A 16,949-nucleotide genomic window follows, 5' to 3' on the forward strand; every position below is an offset into this window, starting at 1 on the left:
GCCCCCCAAAAAAGCCTCCGGCGCTCCTGCCGGGGGCCAATCTTTCACCAATTTTATGGACTGGGTTTGACAAGCAGGTCTTACGAACCACGTGGACCGTCCGCAAGCTTTCGGCGAACCGACTGTTTTAACCATAACGGCCATTCAACCGGAACGGTTTTGCGGAGCTTTTTTCAATAAGCGAGTCGCCCGAGGCAAAGCAGGGAACTGTATGGAAACGATCTGTGTTGATGATGTTGTGATTGCCCATGTTAATGGGACCACCCGTTCCCTGACGCCCGCTGAGATCATGGCCACCCTCATGGCCGATCACGGCATGAACCGACGTACGGCCCGGGCCTGTCTGACCCGCTGCGTGGAGAACAACCATCTCGCCTATCGCCAGCAGCTGGGACGCACCGTGGTGGTTCCGTCCCTCAACCGGTACCATCCCCTGGTCCCGGGGGTTGTTCTGGCCCCGCCCCACCTTCCTTCCTCCACCGACGGTTTCTGTTGCATCACCATGAAAGAGGGGATCAGTTTCGGCAACGGAACCCACCCCACCACCCGCCTCTGTGCGGAGTTTATGACCACTGCACACAACAACGGTTCCCGTTGGAACCGTGCTCTGGACCTGGGAACCGGCACTGGGGTGCTCTCCCTTCTGGCCATCAAGCTCGGGTGCTCCCATGTGGACGCCACGGAGATTGATCCCATTGCCATGCACGATGCCCGGGAGAACGCCGTGCTCAACGGGTGCTCCCATTGCCTTCACGTCCATCACGCCGATGGGTTTTCGTCTGACTACAATTATGATGTGGTCACAGCCAACCTGAGATACCCCACCTTGATCTCCCTGGAGGACTCCATCCACCGGTGGACTGCACCGGGAGGGGATCTGGTTCTGTCGGGCATCAAGTCAGGGGAAGAGGGCAGGGTGATAGAGGCTTACGCGTCTCATTTTGATCTCAAAGCGGAAAAAACCCGCCAGGGATGGGTTGGATTGCACATGAAAAAGAGCTCTCTTTGATATTTGCGCATAATTCCCCGTTTTGCCCTTTTTTCTGATTATGGATGGTTATCCCATAAAGAGGCCGAGATCTTGTGATTTTGACCAATTTCTTTATAATGCACTGATTATATAGCGTTATTTTGCCCGAAATCTCGCATTTTGTGCACATTGAGGGCAGGTTTGTCCCATCCCCACCCTTTGTCATCCCCTGACATCTTTTTATCGGATCACAACCCGGGCTTTTTGGAAGCAACCCGTGAGCAGGTGCGCGATACCGGTTGCCTTGATCTTTATGACGCGTAACTATTCAGCTCATCTTTGTCCCGGCTGTCCTGCTGGGTTCCTCATTTTAAAACGTGTGACAAACAGATTTTGGCAGCGACCTGTGTCTGCCGGGAACTTTCGGTGAGCCGAGTGATCTACCCATAACGGCCATTCAACCTGAACGTTTTTGCGGAGCTTTTTTCAAAAAGCGACCCGCCGGAGGCAATTATGAAGGACGATTTAACAGAGGGTTTGTTGGGGCAGAGCGTGGTGTTGTGGATGGTGTTTCACGTGAAACATCATCCACAGAAAGGTGTGGGGTGCCGACCAGACCGACCGGAAGGCACCCGTGGAGGGTGTCTTTAGCTCTCCATGTCAGCGGCGCAAGCCACGCAGTGGGTGGCTTCGGGTATGAGGCGCAGGCGGGCCAGGGGAATGGGCTCTTCGCAGGCAATACAGAGGCCGTAGTCCTCGTCATCCACATGGGCCAGGGCGTGCTCCAGTCGAGCGATACGCGCTTTCCTTGCCCGGGCTGAGGCTTCTCCGATGTGGCGGCTCTGCATGGCCTCCACCCGGGAGATACGCCCGATGGCACTGTCCGGGGTTACAGCGGGCTTGGTGTGTGCTTCGGTGGCAGCGAGCTCCTCTTTGAGCTGCGTGAGTTCCGATTCCATATGGGCTTTGAGTCCCTGGCGCTGAAGTGGGGTCACAGGATGTCGAGCTCCTTGAGTGTCTGAGAGAGGTTGTCCACGCCGCAGACCTGATGGGCCTTGATACCAAGGGCGCGGGCTGCGTCGATGTTGACAGGGGTATCATCGAAAAAAAGGGTCTCTTCCGGGGCCACCTGGAGGGTGTCGAGGACGTGGCAAAAGGAGGCCTTGTCAGGCTTCATGCATCCCAGTTCATGGGAGGGGAAGTTGTGGTCAAAGAACCGGTGGATGTGCAGGCTCTCGCAGAGGTTGTTCCAGTGAAGCTCGTTGGTGTTGGAAAGGGAGGCGGTCTGGTAGTCGCCGTTGAGCTCGGCCATGAGCTCATTAAACCCCGGAAAAGGCTGGGTGGTCCAGGATACAAAGGCTTCCAGAAAGGTGGGGACATCCACAGGAAGAGAGAATTCACGGATCAACTCAGCGGCAAAGGTGTCGGGTGTGATCCGACCGGTTTCAAACTCTTTTACGGCCCGGGAATTGATCCAGAGCCTCCACAGTTCTGTTTCCGTGTGGAGGCCCTTTGTCCATGAGAGCATCTGGTCCACACCGGTGAGCTGGATAAAGACGCCGCCGATATCAAAGAGCAGCAGCTTGACGGGTTGGTTCATTGGGAGCACCTCAACCAGTTGGATCGCGTTGCCACGCGATGGCTTGTGTGAAGAAAACCGATGACCCGGAGGAAACGAATCCATGGAGCCCTTCCGGGTGGCCGGAGGTTCACATGCATTGTTATCAAAAAACCAAAAAAAAAGCGCCGCTTTTTCAAGCGGCGCTTTGTGTCATCAGGGGGGGTTATCTGTCGGTGCGAGGCTTGCTCGTGTACCGGCCTCCCGAACGCTTGCGATACTTAGGTGCGTTGGGACGACGGGTCTGGCGAACCGGTCGGGGACTCTTCGGCTGACGCGAAGGGGCCTTGGGTTCATTTTCCTCTTGGACAGGTGCTTCTGCAGGGGCTGCTTCAGACTTTTCCACAGGAGCCGTCTCAGGCTCTTTTACAGGAGCCGCTTCAGGCTCTTCCGCAGGAGCAGCCTCGGGCTCTTCTGCAGGAGTCGCCTCAGGTTCTTCAACGGGAGCAGCCTCGGGCTCTTCTGCAGGAGCCGCTTCAGGCTCTTCCGCAGGAGCAGCCTCGGGTTCTTCTGCAGGAGTCGCTTCGGGCTCTTCCGCAGGAGTCGCTTCGGGCTCTTCCGCAGGAGTCGCTTCGGGCTCTTCCGCAGGAGTCGCTTCGGGCTCTTCCGCAGGAGTCGCTTCGGGCTCTTCCACGGGAGCAGTCTCAGGCTCTTCTGCAGGAGCAGCTTCAGGCTCTTCCGCAGGAGCAGCTTCAGGCTCTTCCGCAGGAGCAGCTTCAGGCTCTTCCACTGGGGCCGCTTCAGGCTCGGGTTTGTCCGTAAGGGTTAACTCGGGCATGGCTACAGTGGAGGTCTCTGGGGTATCCGAGGTTCCTTCATCTTCCGGCGGCTCTTCCATGGCGATAGGATCGAGCCAGGGAGAGTGGGAGGCAGGGCCCTTGGCCTTGGCCGGGCTTTTTTTGGAACGGGGTGACCTTGATTTACGAGGCTCTCTGGGGGCGGACTCCTCACGGGGAGTCTCCTCTTTCTGAGCACTTTCAAGGTCGGGCTTCTGGGTATCGGCTTCCTGTGCCTTAGGCTCCTGACGTGAGGACTGAGGCTTTCGAGATCTCTGGCGCTGATTGCGTGAGGGAGACTTCACCTCCTGGATCAGCTCGTCAGCGGGGTACTCGCAGCTCAGCTTGTGGCCGAGGAGCTCCTCAATGGCCGGGATGTAGTAGGAGTCGTCCTCACAGGCAAAGCTTACTGAGGTTCCGGTGGCGCCTGCCCGGCCGGTACGTCCGATACGATGGACATAGTGCTCGGGGTCCTGGGGCAGGTTGTAGTTGATGACGTGGCTGATCTCATCGATGTGGAGACCGCGGGCGGCCACATCCGTTGCCACGAGCACCTCGACCTTACCGGAGCGGAAATCCTCCAGGGCACGGATGCGCTTGTTCTGGGCCACTTCTCCGGAGAGCAGGTCGGCCTTGATTTTGAGCTTATTGAGGCGCTCGGCAAGGTTTCGTGCCTGGTCCCTTCGGTTGGTGAAGACCAGAACCTTGGTGAGCTTTCTCAAGGTAATGAGGTTGTAGAGGAGGGGGAACTTCTCATCGGTGGTGACCAGGAAGATCTTCTGGTCCACGGATGCGGACTCCACGGTTTCAGGCTCGATCTCTGTGTGATGGGGATCCCGGGTCCACTGCTCTGCCAGGCGCATCACATCACTGGAGTAGGTGGCACTGAAAAAGAGGGTCTGGCGCTGCTCTTTGTGGGGAGTGGCGTAGACGATCTTGCGGATATCGGGGATGAAGCCCATATCCAGCATGCGGTCGGCTTCGTCGATGACCAGGATCTCCACGCGGGAGAGGTCCACCAGCCTCTGGTTCTTGAAGTCGATGAGGCGGCCCGGGGTGGCCACGATGATATCCACGGGACCGGCCATGCCTTTTTTCTGCTTGTCGTAACCGGTGCCCCCGAAGAGGGAGACGATGGTGTAGGGGGTGAACTTGCAGAGGGCCCGGGCATCTTTTTCGATCTGAAGGGCCAGCTCGCGGGTGGGGGCAAGGATCAGAGCACGGGGAAATCCGCGCTCGGGGCCGCCACGCATGGGGTGCTTTGCAATGTGGTTGATGATGGTGATGAGAAAAGCCGCGCTCTTTCCGGTACCGGTCTGTGCTTTACCGATGGCGTCCCGGCCCTTCAGGGTTTCTGGCAGGCAGCCTGCCTGAATGGGGGTGGCGTACTGAAAGCCCAGGTCGGCAATGCCCTGCATGAGCTTGATGGGCAGGGCAAGGTCGTGAAAACGGACCTCGCCCTCTTTTTCCGGAACCTGAAAATCTTCAAGCTTCCAGGCAGGCTTTTTGGGCTGCTTCTGGGCCCCGTTTCGTTTTGGGGCTTCTTTCTTGGGAGAGGCCTCCCGCTGGGGTCGCTGGCCCTGGGAGTTGCGGCCGTTCCGGTTTGGTGCTTTCTCTTCACGGGGTTTCTGGCCTTCGGAGGCGCGTTTGGCAGGGGCCTGCTTGGTTGTCTTGCCCTTGGAGCGCTGTCGGGAATCACCGCGTTTGGACTTGGCCGCGTCCTTGTTCTGGTCGGTGTTCTTCTTGTCCCGGGGCCGTCGTTTTCGTTCAGCCCGCTCTTTTTTTGCCTGTTCTTCCGCTTTTTTGCGTGAGAGTTCCGCGAACGGTATGGCCGACGAGTCGTCGTCCTTGCTCGATCCTGTGACAAATTCCGCTATGCGTTTAAATAGGTTTCGTATCAATCGTATTTCTTCCCAAATCGTTTCAGTTATGTTGCGTGTGATTGGTGATTGAGACCATGGCCACGGTGCGTAAAGTCAGGCGTACGTGTGGCTCGGGGAGTCGTGCCCTGATCGCTTTGGATGGCTCAGATTCCGATGAGGCCTTCGAAGAGCACATCCCTTTCGTCGATGGATGGATGCGGGTGCGGCCTGCCGGCATCACGATCCTTCGGTGGGGGGGATATCGGAGCGGTCATCCTGTGAAAAAAAGACGGTTTGACGCCCCGGTCCTTTGTGCTACAACCAGGGCATCCCGCTTTAGGATGTACCTTATATACAGGCAAGAGGCCCATTTAGGCAATATTTTTGATAAATCCTTTTAAATATAATAGATAACGGGAAACAATTCCAGTGGTAAGAGCGCATGGTAAAGAGAGGCTGGTGACCGCCCTGGTGGCAAACGAAAAAGGTGAAATCTTCGATCTGGAAGGTTACGCCGCCGTGGGACGATGCGGAGAGATGCTCATTCCCCTCACCGTGGGGGAGACCTTGTTTATGCCGGACGGTGGCGAGCTGATGCGGCTTCCCGACCGGTACGCCCTGGTCTGGAACATGGAAGAGGGCGTGGTAGAGACCCTCTCCCACAACCCGTACAATCCCGAAGAGCGCATTTTTCCGGTGGCGGCCTTCAACTCCCCGGGATACGTGAACACCGCCCAGGCCGCGGCTGTGGAAGAGGACGGCGCAGAGCCCCTGCCTCTCTTCTCCTATTGCGCCGTGGGGTGGTATGACGAGGGGTTTCGCACGGCCTCCTTCAGGGTGGATGCGGAAGAACGCCAGGAGCTCCGTCTCATGCCCATCCCCAAGGTCAAGGATGGGGTGGAGGAGATGCGTGAAAGGTTTCCCGACAACCGCCTGTTCCGCCACTTGGAGCGCTGCGCTCTCTCTTACGGGTGCCCGGCGGCCAAGAACCTTTACATCGGTCGATGCGAAGCCCCGCTGCCCACCTCGCGCCAGTGCAACGCCCGGTGTCTGGGGTGCATCTCCTTTCAGAGCGGCCCCTCCCTCTCCTCCTGCCAGGACCGCATCGATTTTACCCCCAGCCCCGAAGAGATCAGCCAGGTGGCCCTCACCCACTTTGAACGGGTACCCGACGGGGTGGTGAGCTTTGGCCAGGGATGCGAAGGGGACCCCTTGCTTGCCGCAGATGTGATTGAACCGGCCATTGCCCTGATCCGTGCTCAAAACACCACTGGGACCATCAACATGAACACCAACGGCAGCCTGCCCAAGGTGCTCGATCGCCTCTTTGCAGCAGGCCTGGACTCCATCCGGGTGAGCATGAACAGCGTGAGAAAAGAGATCTACAGCGCCTATTTCCGTCCCAATGGCTACTGCTTCGAGGATGTGGTGGAGAGCTTTGCCGTGGCAAAGGAGCACGGGGCCTACAAGGCCATCAACTACCTCAACGTGCCCGGAGTCACCGACTGCCTGGAGGAGGTGGAGGCCTTAAACGCATTTGTGGAGGCGTGCTCCGTGGACCTCATCCAGTGGCGCAACCTCAACTTTGACCCCTTAAGGTACTACACCCTGATGCAGGAAGCCGGTCCCGTGGGCCTGCCCGTGGGCATCCGGCGCATGATCATGAAGCTGGAAAAACGGTTTCCAAAGCTCAAACACGGCTACTTCAACCCCTCCCGCACGATGTATGACACCCGCCCAGGGGCCGGAACGTGCCCAAAAAAGCCGTGGGCAAGGCAGCAAGCGGGTCCAAGAAATGGATACTGATTTCATTTATGCCTCCTGGCGGCCCTGCCGGGGGCTAAACTTTTGCCTGATTTTATAAAGGCGGGTTTAACAAACAGGTTTTAAAAAATCTTTTTGAGTGAATTTTTACTTTAAAGGTGGATACGATCTTCTTCGTCCTGAGGAACGAGGGCAAAACACATCCGCAACCTGCTTTCAAGGTGGCACACCTTGCCGCCGGAGGCAGTTCGGTTAAATCAACAATGAGCAAGTAACGACAATGTATCCTGTGACGTCGAAGCTTGAGAGCTATCCTGTATAAACCATCAGCATTTATGTCGGGCGAAGCCCGAGCCGAAGGCCCTTGCTCTTTGGCCCGAGGAACGAGGGACAAAGCGCAAGGGCAATCAGCTTTCGAGGTGGCTCACCTCGCCGCCGGAGGCACGCTTTTTGTCGGTCCCTTTAACCATAGAAGGCATCGTTTTTGGTTGTTTTCCAGGGGCCAAATCAGCAACACAGTTAAGGAGAATACCGCCATGGCATGGCTTGAGATACGCGTGACCTATACCCCGAAAGGGGACCTTCCGGCTGATGAGCTCATCGCCGATGAATTTACCGCAGTGGGGATCATCAGTCGCTACCTTCCGGACGGCTGCCCAGGTGCATCTGGATAACGCTAGGAGCACAATCGATACGCTGTCACTGTGATCTCCGTCTCCCCCCCCCCCCCCCCCCGCAGCCTCCACAAGCCGGCCACCCTCGACAACACCACCCCCCGGTGTTGTAACCACCGACACCATTCCCGACACGGACTGGAACGAGGCCTGGAAAGAGAACTTCAAACCGGTTCACCTCACTGAGCGGTTTGTGGTGCGTCCCACCTGGGAGGCGTATGAGCCCGCCGAAGGCGAGAAGGTGATCTCCATCGATCCGGGCATGGCCTTCGGCACGGGCACCCATCCCACCACTCGACTGTGTGTGGAGATGATCGAGCACCACACCAAAGAGGGCATGACGGTCCTGGATGTGGGCACCGGATCCGGGATTCTTTTGGTGGCGGCCAGCCTCTGCGGGGCAAAAGAGGGGCTGGGGGTGGACAACGACCCCGTGGCTGTTGAGACAGCCGCCGAGAACCTTGCCCTCAACCAGGTGCCGGATTGTTTTTCGGTTATCTGCGCCGATCTCATCTCCCAGGCGGGAAAAGCCTATGACCTGGTGGTGGCCAATATCCTGGCCGAGGTGGTGGTGGAGCTTCTCGGTGACATCCACAAGGTGGTCCATGATGACTCCCTGGTGATCCTTTCCGGGATCCTGGATGAGAAGGGCCCCATGGTGGAAGCCCGCCTCGATGAGACCGGGTTTGACCTGGTGGAGAGTCACCTTGAAGAGTCCTGGCTCGTGATGGTGGCAAAGAAAAAAGCATCGTAACGGTTCCGTTCAAAAAAAAAGAAGCCCCCGGCTGCCGTGCCGGGGGCCATACCCTTGCCTATTTTTCAAGCTGGGTTTGGTAGCCTGGTTTTCTTTGTTGACGCCCCGCAACACTGCCTCGCCTTTTTCGTTTTTCACCTGCGCCAGAACATTTTTTTACGCAAAGCTGAACGCGAAGGGGACCTTTTTTCAAAAAGCGTCCCGCCGGAGATATTCCGGCTAAATCCAGGTGAACTTCACATGCCCATCATCATGTCACCAGCCAGCCCATGTCACCGGGTCACGGCTCCACAAGCCAAGGCAAAAAAGAGCACTCCCGCTCCTGGGGGCCATGCCTTAAAACAGCAGGCGTGTCAGGAATAGCTTGCCGTTTCTTGACGTTTTGTGTTTATCTATAAGATCTTTATCGTATGTACCTCGCCGCTGGGAAATGCTTCCTTGAGAATCGCCGACATCTTTCATGATGACCACGCAACGTGTTGACCAAGCGATATGGCTTTGTCGATATCTGTGGGTGCTCTTCTGTATTCAAGGGGCGGCGACATGATGTGAACCGGATCAGTGAACGGATGGAATGAATCATGATGATATCTCGCAGGAATCGCAGGTGGGGGTGCATATGGCTGGCGGCCCTTCTGATTGCCGGTTGGTCTTCTGCCCTGTACGCCGGGCCCCTTTTTAACGAGGGACGGACCCTGTACGGAAAGGAGCAATACAAAGAGGCCTCGAAGGTGTTGAAGCAGTCCCTGGAGGCCGAGACCGAGAGCAATGAGTCGGCGACCCTGCTTCTGAGCGACTGCTACCTTCGGCTCAAGAAACGCTGGAAGGCCGTCAGTGTGCTGAAAAAGGGGGCCGAACGCCACCCGGAGAGCTGGGAGATCCACTATCGTCTCGGCAACCTTCAGGAGGAGACCGGGGACTACTTCGGGGCCCTGTCCGCTTTTTATCAGGCATCTCAGCTGAAGCCCGATGACCTGCCCACCACCTTTCGGCTGGGCATGGCTTATGACGAAACAGCTCAGATGGAAAAAGCCCTTGAGGTATACCGGAAACTGCACCGAGCCGGGTCCCCCCTGGCCCCGAAGCTGCTGCGGATCATCCAGGGCATGGATTGACAAAGCAAAAGTGGGGGCCGTGTTCAGCTAAGCAGGTTTCATATTAATGCACTCGTTGAGGCGCACAATGCGGCTGCCTGGGCGATGTGACACCACACCGATCAGCTTCCGAGGCCCTGAAGGGGGGATGGAAACTGTCTGATGACCCAGGCTGATCGTTATTCAAACATATCGTAAGGAGCATGAAAATCATGGTGAAGGTAGGTATCGTCGGATGGAGAGGAATGGTCGGCTCGGTTCTCATGGAGAGAATGCGGTCGGAAAATGATTTTCAGGGCATCGACCCGGTCTTTTTTACCACCAGCCAGGCAGGCCAGAAGGGACCGGACATCGGAAAAGAGATCCCGGTGCTCCAGGACGGGTTTGATGTGGAGATCCTTAAAGGCATGGAGGTCATCGTCTCCTGCCAGGGCAGCGACTACACCAAAAAGGTACACCCCCAGCTCCGCGAGGGCGGATGGAACGGTGTCTGGATCGATGCGGCCTCTGCCCTTCGTATGTCCGAAAAAAGCATCATCGTCCTGGACCCCGTAAACCGTGAGGTCATCGACAAAGGGTTTGATGCAGGCATTCGGGACTTCATCGGCGGCAACTGCACGGTGAGCCTCATGCTCATGGCCCTGGGCGGCCTGTTTGAAGCGGGCCAGGTGGAGTGGCTCTCTACCATGACCTACCAGGCGGCCTCCGGTGCCGGCGCCAAAAACATGAAAGAGCTGGTCTCCCAGATGGGCGCCATCAACGAAGCGGCACAGCCCATCCTTGACGGCCCTGTGGCTGCCGTGGACACTGCCGTGGCCGGTGCCATGCGGGGCGACGCCTTTCCCACGGACAACTTCGGTGCTCCCCTGGCCGGCAGCCTCATTCCCTGGATCGACAGCCCCATGGAGAACGGTCAGACCCGGGAAGAGTGGAAAGGGGTTTCCGAGACCAACAAGATCCTGGAAAACGAGACGCCCATTCCCATCGACGGTATCTGCGTGCGCATCGGTACCATGCGCTGCCACAGCCAGGCCATTACCGTCAAGCTTAAGGACGACCTGGAGATCGCCGAGGTGGAACGCCTGCTGGCATCAGCCAACGACTGGGTGAAGGTGGTCCCCAACACCAAGGAAGCCACCTTGAAAGACCTCACCCCCACGGCCGTCACCGGGACCCTCACCGTGCCCGTGGGCCGTATCCGAAAGATGAACCTCGGTCCCGGGGTCATCAGCCTCTTTACCGTGGGTGACCAGCTCCTCTGGGGAGCGGCCGAGCCCGTGCGCCGCATGCTGAATATTGCTGTGGAGAAGCTCTCCGCCTGATCCCTTTGCTTCCTGCGGGAAGCATCCCATAAAGAGATTTGTCAGTTGTAAAGAAAGCCCCCGGCATACCTGCCGGGGGCTTTTTTTGTTGCCGGCGGCCAGGTGGGGGCACCTGGAAACCCTGTGGCGAATGCATGAAGGCTGCCATTCTGCATGCGTTATCGAAGCATTCACGTGGGGTGTGACATGTGGCAACCGTGTTTGGAGGAGAAGCCTCTTTTATTCTTCTGGAAACATGATGAAGGGTATTTTGGATTCCCTTGATTTGAACCGGAATAACTCCGGCGTCAAGGTGGGGTAGTTTGAAACCCTGTGGCTCATGCATGGAGGCAGTCATCATGGCCTTGAATATGGGGCCTTGGGCAGGCTATACGTGCCCGATCCGCAGCATGGGAGTCCGGGAGTCAGACCATCGATGGAATCTGATACTTTTGATATCACGCAAATATCGTCACTTTAACTGTTGCGAATGCGTTTTTTTCAGATTTGCTACCAAAAAATCTGACCCCGGAACCTCGCCCGTCGCCGGCTTCGTAACGCGGAACAGGGCACGATGGCTGAATGGGTGTATTTCGTATCTGGTATCTGATATATCTGTGTAATAAACTAAAATTATTGCTTTTCTTGTTCGAGTTCGGTAATAATACCGATTTACCACCCACGATGGACGGTTTCGGAAGGGCTTCCCAGCGATGGCTTTTGCGAAACCACGACCTGGTTTATCTCATGCATACCACCTTGCGGTGTTTCCCGAAAGGACGGCCAAGAGCCCGCCCCATAGGGAGTGGTGGCTTTGGATGTCTCCGTCTTGTGGCCCCGTTGGCCGCAGCAAAAAGGGAGATACCCGGCAGAGAATAGGCCCCATGCCTCAGTCAGGCATGGAGGCAGCTAACCGATGTGGGACCAAGGGGGTTGTTTGAAAATCTTCGAGATCACTTTGCGCCGGCGGATGTCTCGCTGGCGTGAAATGATCTTTTCTCGTGTGAGATATGGATTCGCACCCGTGTAAGGAGAGACAAAGATGTGTCGTTTGTTTGCAATCACCAGCGAAGATCCCGTATCGCCCATGGTGGCCCTTGAGGCCCTGGATGTGATGCGGGAAGGCCATGACGGCTCCGGTGTCGGGCTCTTTTTAAGGGACCTCGGCGGACCGTTTGAAACCATGAAGGATGCGCCCATCCTCTCGGGGATCTTTACCGAGGCCGGGCTCCGTCGCCTTGACGTCAAGATGATGGAGAAGGGTTTTATCACCAAATACAAGATCTCCTTCAAACTCGACAAGACCCCCCCCGAAGGGGTGCCCAAGCGGGACGTTTATCTCATCCGCGCCTATGAATACCCCGAGGAGTGGGAGGACTGGAGCTGGGAGAAAAAGCAGGAGGAGCTTACCCGCATCCGCCTGGAACTCCGCGCCATGGGTGAAGAGGAGAAAGACATGATCGTCTTCTCCTTCTGGCCCGATGTCATCATGATCAAAGAGATCGGCGATCCTCTGACTGTCGGACGCTACCTCAAGCTCGACGCCAACGACATCCAGGCCCGCATCATCATGGCCCAGGGACGCCAGAACACCAACTACGCCATCAACCTCTACGCGTGCCACCCCTTCTTTGTCCAGGGCTTCTCCACCATGACCAACGGGGAGAACACCGCCTTTATTCCCATTCGGGAATTCCTTCAGAAGAGGGGCTTTGAGGGGTACATGGGGTTCAACTCCGACTCCGAGGTGTTCACCCATATTCTGCACTACATGCAAAAAGAGCTGGGCCTGGGGCTGGAGTTCTACAAGCACATCATCACCCCCCTGGCAGGAGAGGCCCTGGCTTCCCACGCCAACAGCGATCTGCTCACCCAGCTGAAGCACACCTGCAGGCGCCTGATCATCGACGGGCCCAACTGTGTCATCGGGAGCCTCCCGGACCACAGCCTGTTTATGGTGCAGGACAGAAAGAAGCTGCGCCCCGGGGTCATCGGGGGACGGCCCGGAATCTTCGCCTACTCATCTGAGATTTGCGGCCTGGATTCAGCCATTCCCGACCGAGACAAGTCCAAAGATTTTCAACCCATGTATCTCGACACGGCCATTGTGGGTCCCGATCGTCAGGAGGTTCAGATATGTCGGCAAACGGAACGATTACACCTTCCTCATTAAGCATCAAGGATCTGCACTGGCAGATCGACTGGAACAAGGATGCCTGCACCCTCTGCGGCCAGTGCACGGCAGTCTGCCCTGTGAAGGCCCTTGAGCTGGGGGTCTTCCGCAAGCGGCACGTCGACGTCCCCATGGGGCTCAGCGGCAAGGTGGAAAACAAATTTTCCCTGTTCTACGGCATTCGTCAGAAGACCGAGCCCAAGCACGCCTGCATCGGGTGCGCCATGTGCTCCCAGGTCTGTCCCAACGACGCCATCCTTCCGAGGCGGAACGACGAAGCGGACAAGCAGCGCTACCACATCGACCAGGGCGGCCAGCCCTTGAAGCGGGGCGGTCGAAGGAAGGCCGAAGGCGCCGGGATCCTGGACCGCATCAAGTTCACCCGTATCTCCATGCTCACGGACCCGGCCCTGGATGCCGGACGCCACGAGTTTGATATCAAGACTCTTCGGGCCGGGTGCTGCCCCCCAAGGAGCAGATCCAGCGCCAGATGAAGGGCGAGGAAGGCCCGGTGCGGGAGATCTACCCCCTGGTCATCGGCGGCATGAGCTTCGGGGCTCTTTCCCCCACCATGTGGGAAGGTCTCCAGATGGGGGTGGCTTACCTCAACGAAGAGCTGGGCATGCCCGTGCGCATCTGCACCGGTGAGGGCGGCTGCCCTCCGCGCCTGCTCCGCTCCGAGTTCCTGAAGTACGTCATCCTCCAGGTGGCCTCCGGCTACTTTGGCTGGGACGAAATCATCCACGCCATTCCAGAGATGAAGGTGGACCCCTGCGCCATTGAGATCAAGTACGGCCAGGGCGCCAAGCCCGGAGACGGCGGTCTTCTGATGTGGCACAAGGTCAATAAACTGATTGCGGCCATCCGAGGCGTCCCCACAGGGGTGAGCCTGCCCAGCCCGCCCACCCACCAGACCCAGTACTCCATTGAGGAGTCCGTGGCCAAGATGATCCAGTCCATGTCCATGGCCTGGGGATTCCGGGTGCCGGTGTATCCGAAGATCTCCGCGTCTTCCACCTCCCTGGCGGTCTTGAACAACCTCACCCGAAACCCCTACGCGGCTGGCCTTGCCATCGACGGGGAAGACGGGGGGACCGGGGCGGCGTACAACGTCTCCATGAACCACATGGGGCACCCCATCGCATCGAGCTTAAGGGACTGCTACAAGACCCTGGTGGAGATCGGCATGGAGAACGAATTGCCCCTGGCTGCCGGCGGCGGCATCGGCAAGAACGGGAACCTGGCGGCCAACGCGGCGTCTCTTATCATGCTGGGGGCCAGCATGGTGCAGACGGGCAAGTACATCATGCAGGCGGCGGCCGGGTGTATCGGCTCAGAAACCGACCGGTGCAATGTGTGCAACCTGGGCATCTGCCCCAAGGGGATCACCTCCCAGGATCCGAGGCTCTACCGAAGGCTCGATCCGGAGCATGTGGCCCAGCGCGTGGTGGACATGTATGTCTCCTTTGACACCGAGCTCAAGAAGATCATCGCACCCCTTGGCCGATCCACCTCCCTGCCCATCGGCATGTCCGATGCCCTGGGAATTGACGACCGCGACGCGGCAGAACGTCTCGATATCAAATACATGGTGTAACCGACATGAAGAGCAAGACGAAAATTACCATCCATGGAAAGGAAGAGGGAACCCGTATTGCGTCGCGCCTGCTGGAGGAGAAGATCCAGAAGGCCATCGCCAAGGGATACCGCCAGATAGAGGTGGATGCCTTAGGGCAGCACGGCATCGGCGGGCGCCTGCACGGCGCCGGCGATGAAAAGATTTCCGTCAGGATCACCGGTACCTGCGGCCAGCGGACCGGTTCCATGGGATTTCCCAATACAACCATTGAAATCATGGGGGCGGCCTCCGACGACATCGGCTGGCTTAACGCCGGGGCCGAGATCATCATCCACGGCAACGCCTCCAACGGTGCATGCAACGCCATGGCCCAGGGCCGGGTGTCCGTTGCCGGAAACATCGGTGCCCGCGGCATGACCATGACCAAAGAGAACCCCCGCTTTGAACCCCCCGAACTCTGGGTTCTGGGATCGGCCGGGGACTACTTCGGCGAGTTCATGGCAGGCGGTACCGCCGTGGTCTGCGGCTGGAATCCCCAGAACGAAGAGAACGTCCTGGGCTACCGTCCCCTGGTGGGCATGGTGGGCGGGCGCGTCTTTTTCCGCGGACCCATCAAAGGGTACAGCCAGGGCGATGCCCGCATGGCGCCCATCTCGGATGAGGCGTGGGAATGGCTTTCCACGAACCTGAAGGCCTTTCTGACGCGCGTCGGGAAAGAGGACGCCTACACCAAGCTGGCCCGTCGCGACGACTGGCAGCTCCTGGTGGCCCGGACCCCCCAGGAGAAGATGGGGAGCGCCACCCGGTCCATGGCATCCTTCCGCCATGAGGTGTGGGACAGCGAGCTGGGGGAGGGAGGGCTCATCGGAGACCTCACCGACCTGGACATGAGCCATATTCCCGTTATCACCACAGGGGAGCTCCGGCGCTTTGTGCCGGTGTGGGAGAACCAGAAGTACGTGGCACCCTGCCAGGGAGCCTGTCCTTCGGGCATTCCCGTGCAGCAGCGCTGGGGCCTGGTGCGAAACGGCCTGGTGGACGAAGCTGTTGAGCTGGCCCTTCACTACACGCCCTTTCCCGCGACGGTGTGCGGCTACCTCTGCCCCAACCCCTGCATGGCAGCCTGTACCAAGCAGTCGGCCTTTATGCCCTCCATCGACATCAAGCAGCTGGGCAAGGCAAGCATTGCCGCCCAGGTTCCCAGCGTGCCCGAGGTTTCCGGCCGCAAGGTGGCGGTCATCGGCGGCGGTCCCGCAGGGGTCTCCGTGGCCTGGCAGTTGCGCATGGCCGGCCATGATCCCGTGGTCTACGACACCGCCCCCACCCTGGGCGGGAAGATCGCCTCGGTGATCCCCGAGAGCCGGATCCCCAAAGAGGTCCTGGACGCGGAACTGGCCCGCATCAGCGAGATTCTGCCCCATATCCATCTTCAGCAGCCCTTGACCGCTGTGGAGCTGGACCGCATGAAGGCGGACAACGACTTTATCGTGGTAGCGGCAGGGGCCCAGAAACCGCGCATGCTCGACGTGCCCGGAAAAGAGCGCCTCGTCACCGGCAACGACTTTCTGGCCGACGCCAAGGAAGACAAGGCCAAGCCCGGCAAAAAGGTGGTGATCATCGGTGCAGGCAACTCCGCCTGTGATGCAGCCACCGAGGCTGTGCGCTGCGGGGCCGAAACGGTCACCCTCATCGACATTCAGGAACCCGCTGCTTTTGGCGAAGAGAAAGAGGCCGCTGAACAGGCCGGCGCCATCTTCAAGTGGCCCTGTTTTACCCGGGAGATCACGGACAAAGGCGTGCTCCTTACGGACGGTGAACTCCTTGAAGCCGATACCGTGATCCTCTCCATCGGGGATGTGGCCGACGCGGAGTTTCTGCCCCGAAGCGTCAGCATCGCTCAGAACGGTTACGTCTCCGTGGACGAGAACTGTCAGACCACCGACCCCTCGATCTTTGCCATCGGCGATATCACGGGGCTGGGGCTCATCACGGACGCCATTGGCGCTGGCAGGCGGGCTGCAGAGACCATCGACGCCATCAGCAAGGGCAAGCGTCCGTCCGGATGGGACCCCCGGGAGGTGATCGCCAAGGACCGCATGAACCTGGCCTATTTCGACCCCAGGCTCTCCGTCTTTGAGGATCTCCAGACCTGCGGAACCGAATGTTCGTCATGTGGGAGTTGCAGAGACTGTGGTATCTGTGTTACCTTGTGCCCCAAAGAGGCGATTGAAAGACGCGAGACGGGGAATCCGAGCTCGCCTTTTGAGTATGTGGTGAAGACGGATCGCTGCATTGGCTGCGGATTTTGCGCCGATGCCTGCCCGTGCGGGATCTGGACCCTGATCACCAACACCCCCATGGGGTAAAACCGGTTTTATATCGGT

The 16,949-nt window shown here is 58.4% G+C and carries 12 protein-coding genes and 1 pseudogene; 10 read left to right on the top strand and 3 right to left on the bottom strand.

Features of this window, described 5'->3' with window-relative positions; all coding sequences use genetic code 11:
• The first annotated feature begins 211 nt into the window (after positions 1-211).
• On the top strand, positions 212-1,009 hold the full coding sequence (locus ACOYW2_RS25445; protein WP_482768382.1) for a 50S ribosomal protein L11 methyltransferase: 798 nt from the start codon (positions 212-214) through the stop codon (positions 1,007-1,009).
• 608 nt (positions 1,010-1,617) lie between these two features.
• Here ACOYW2_RS25445 and ACOYW2_RS25450 read toward each other — a convergent pair.
• The 3 genes from ACOYW2_RS25450 to ACOYW2_RS25460 form a co-directional block, all read right to left on the bottom strand.
• Positions 1,618-1,965 (bottom strand): TraR/DksA family transcriptional regulator, encoded by a 348-nt coding sequence (locus ACOYW2_RS25450; RefSeq protein ID WP_482420511.1) that lies wholly within the window; start codon positions 1,963-1,965, stop codon positions 1,618-1,620.
• Entirely contained in the window at positions 1,962-2,570 is a 609-nt protein-coding gene (locus ACOYW2_RS25455) for an HAD family hydrolase (protein WP_482768383.1), read from the bottom strand. Before ACOYW2_RS25455 ends, ACOYW2_RS25450 begins: the two co-directional genes overlap by 4 nt.
• A 184-nt stretch (positions 2,571-2,754) precedes the next feature.
• Positions 2,755-5,265 (bottom strand): DEAD/DEAH box helicase, encoded by a 2,511-nt coding sequence (locus ACOYW2_RS25460; protein ID WP_482768384.1) that lies wholly within the window; start codon positions 5,263-5,265, stop codon positions 2,755-2,757.
• A gap of 420 nt (positions 5,266-5,685) precedes the next feature.
• Here ACOYW2_RS25460 and ACOYW2_RS25465 point away from each other — a divergent pair, with 420 nt between their 5' ends.
• The 9 genes and pseudogenes from ACOYW2_RS25465 (at position 5,686) to ACOYW2_RS25505 (ending at position 16,931) form a co-directional block, all read left to right on the top strand.
• Positions 5,686-7,032, top strand: coding sequence for a radical SAM protein (locus ACOYW2_RS25465; RefSeq protein WP_482768385.1), 1,347 nt, complete (start codon positions 5,686-5,688; stop codon positions 7,030-7,032).
• 494 nt (positions 7,033-7,526) lie between these two features.
• Positions 7,527-7,664 carry a hypothetical protein gene (locus ACOYW2_RS25470; protein ID WP_482420516.1) on the top strand — a complete coding sequence of 46 codons (138 nt, stop codon included), beginning with the start codon at positions 7,527-7,529 and terminating at the stop codon, positions 7,662-7,664.
• 121 nt (positions 7,665-7,785) lie between these two features.
• A pseudogene (gene prmA, locus ACOYW2_RS25475) lies at positions 7,786-8,418 on the top strand (50S ribosomal protein L11 methyltransferase); the annotation flags it as partial.
• 581 nt (positions 8,419-8,999) lie between these two features.
• Positions 9,000-9,533, top strand: a complete 534-nt coding sequence (locus tag ACOYW2_RS25480) for a tetratricopeptide repeat protein (RefSeq protein ID WP_482768386.1) — start codon at positions 9,000-9,002, stop codon at positions 9,531-9,533.
• A 191-nt stretch (positions 9,534-9,724) separates the two neighbouring features.
• Positions 9,725-10,834, top strand: a complete 1,110-nt coding sequence (asd, locus tag ACOYW2_RS25485; protein WP_482768387.1) for an aspartate-semialdehyde dehydrogenase — start codon at positions 9,725-9,727, stop codon at positions 10,832-10,834.
• 1,021 nt (positions 10,835-11,855) lie between these two features.
• Positions 11,856-12,986, top strand: a complete 1,131-nt coding sequence (locus ACOYW2_RS25490; protein ID WP_180138248.1) for a class II glutamine amidotransferase domain-containing protein — start codon at positions 11,856-11,858, stop codon at positions 12,984-12,986.
• Positions 12,950-13,480 carry a 4Fe-4S binding protein gene (locus tag ACOYW2_RS25495; protein WP_482420520.1) on the top strand — a complete coding sequence of 177 codons (531 nt, stop codon included), beginning with the start codon at positions 12,950-12,952 and terminating at the stop codon, positions 13,478-13,480. Before ACOYW2_RS25490 ends, ACOYW2_RS25495 begins: the two co-directional genes overlap by 37 nt.
• Positions 13,444-14,583, top strand: coding sequence for an FMN-binding glutamate synthase family protein (locus ACOYW2_RS25500; protein ID WP_482768388.1), 1,140 nt, complete (start codon positions 13,444-13,446; stop codon positions 14,581-14,583). The genes ACOYW2_RS25495 and ACOYW2_RS25500 overlap by 37 nt, the downstream gene beginning before the upstream one ends.
• 5 nt (positions 14,584-14,588) lie before the next feature.
• Entirely contained in the window at positions 14,589-16,931 is a 2,343-nt protein-coding gene (locus tag ACOYW2_RS25505) for an FAD-dependent oxidoreductase (protein ID WP_482768389.1), read from the top strand.
• Positions 16,932-16,949 lie beyond the last annotated feature (18 nt).

It is taken from the genome of Desulfoluna sp. CLI2B (assembly GCF_056847375.1).

Coding starts and splice junctions, on each gene's coding strand:
- ACOYW2_RS25445 (WP_482768382.1), top strand. CDS start 212: ATGGAAACGATCTGTGTTGATGATGTTGTGATTGCCCATGTTAATGGG.
- ACOYW2_RS25455 (WP_482768383.1), bottom strand. CDS start 2,570: ATGAACCAACCCGTCAAGCTGCTGCTCTTTGATATCGGCGGCGTCTTT.
- ACOYW2_RS25470 (WP_482420516.1), top strand. CDS start 7,527: ATGGCATGGCTTGAGATACGCGTGACCTATACCCCGAAAGGGGACCTT.
- ACOYW2_RS25480 (WP_482768386.1), top strand. CDS start 9,000: ATGATGATATCTCGCAGGAATCGCAGGTGGGGGTGCATATGGCTGGCG.
- asd (WP_482768387.1), top strand. CDS start 9,725: ATGGTGAAGGTAGGTATCGTCGGATGGAGAGGAATGGTCGGCTCGGTT.
- ACOYW2_RS25490 (WP_180138248.1), top strand. CDS start 11,856: ATGTGTCGTTTGTTTGCAATCACCAGCGAAGATCCCGTATCGCCCATG.
- ACOYW2_RS25495 (WP_482420520.1), top strand. CDS start 12,950: ATGTCGGCAAACGGAACGATTACACCTTCCTCATTAAGCATCAAGGAT.
- ACOYW2_RS25505 (WP_482768389.1), top strand. CDS start 14,589: ATGAAGAGCAAGACGAAAATTACCATCCATGGAAAGGAAGAGGGAACC.